We start from the raw sequence: 1,076 nt of genomic DNA, 5'->3' as shown, positions 1-1,076 counted from the left end.
GCGGCCGGCCCACCCGGCCCAGACCTTCATGTGCCGGCTCGCCCGGCGGGGTCGCCACGGTGAACCGCAGGTACGGCCGCGAGCCCGGCAGGTTGCGGGTGGAATAGACCAGCACCCCGTCCTGCTCGCGCTCGTACAGGGTGCCGCTGAACACGCCCAGGTTGCCCCACAGGTTGGGCGTCTGCACCGCGTCGTCGGCCAAGGTCATGGCTTTGCAGGTGGAACCGGGCTCCGGCGCGGTGGCCAGGCTCACCGTACCTTTCTGCACACAGCGATATACCGTGCGGGCCTGCGCCGGCGCGCACAGCAGATACAGCAGTACAGCCAGGACGACCGCACGCAACATCGGGATCGGCATCTTTCACTGGAGAAGGCGATGCTGGACCCGGTTTTGCGAACCTGCGGTGATGAAACCGGCCGGCGCCGCCGCGACAATGAACCGCCACTTTCCCCGGAGCCCACGATGGACCAGTCCCCCGCCCCGTTGCTGACGTTCGTGAATCCGCAGTTCCACGCTGGCCGCAACCTCAGCGTCCGCCGCGGCAGCCGCTGGCACGGGGTGGCGCAGGCGCGCCTGCAACTGCCACCCGGCGTACCGGAAATCACGGTGCCGCTGACCACCCAGCTGCGCCACTTCAACACGCTCACCGCCGCTGACCTGGCCGATGAGCACGACCCCAGCTGCCGCACACCGGAGGGGTTGCTGGCGGTGCTGCAGCAGATCTACCCCGCTTCCAGGCCGATGAGACGGTGACGCTGGTGCACTTCCAGATGGACTGAACGGACAACGGCGCCACGCAGGATGCGACGCCGTTGCCGTTGTACCGCCTGCGATCAGTTCGCGGCGGCCGCGCGCAGATGCGTACCGACCGGCGCGGAGAAGGTGCGACCGTCAGTGACATCCCAGTTGATCGACCAGGTCATCACCCCGCGGAAGCCCGGGTACGGCTGCGCCGGCTTGACGTCGTCACACTGGCTGGCAGTGGTCAGGCAGTCGAAAGCGCGGGTGATGTCGGCCGGGGTGGCATAGCCGTTGCCGGCCGCGCGCAGGCCCGAGGGCACCGCCAGCGCCACCT

At 69.0% G+C, this 1,076-nt stretch carries 2 protein-coding genes and 1 pseudogene; 1 reads left to right on the top strand and 2 read right to left on the bottom strand.

Going from position 1 to position 1,076, the window contains the following annotated elements; genetic code table 11:
• Window positions 1–358 (bottom strand): annotated as a pseudogene (locus tag JCM9942_RS16630) (lytic transglycosylase domain-containing protein); the annotation flags it as partial.
• A 105-nt stretch (window positions 359–463) separates the two neighbouring features.
• Here JCM9942_RS16630 and JCM9942_RS16625 point away from each other — a divergent pair.
• Window positions 464–754, top strand: a complete 291-nt coding sequence (locus tag JCM9942_RS16625; protein ID WP_157723023.1) for a hypothetical protein — start codon at window positions 464–466, stop codon at window positions 752–754.
• A gap of 80 nt (window positions 755–834) precedes the next feature.
• Here the strand turns inward: JCM9942_RS16625 and JCM9942_RS16620 are convergent.
• Window positions 835–1,076 (bottom strand): hypothetical protein (locus JCM9942_RS16620; RefSeq protein ID WP_218185523.1); only part of this gene is annotated, 242 nt, incomplete at its 5' end.

This window comes from Stenotrophomonas pictorum JCM 9942 (assembly GCF_001310775.1).
GTDB lineage: Bacteria > Pseudomonadota > Gammaproteobacteria > Xanthomonadales > Xanthomonadaceae > Stenotrophomonas > Stenotrophomonas pictorum.
Note: the sequence above shows the minus strand (reverse complement) of the source record. Positions and strands in the feature narration are given on the sequence as shown.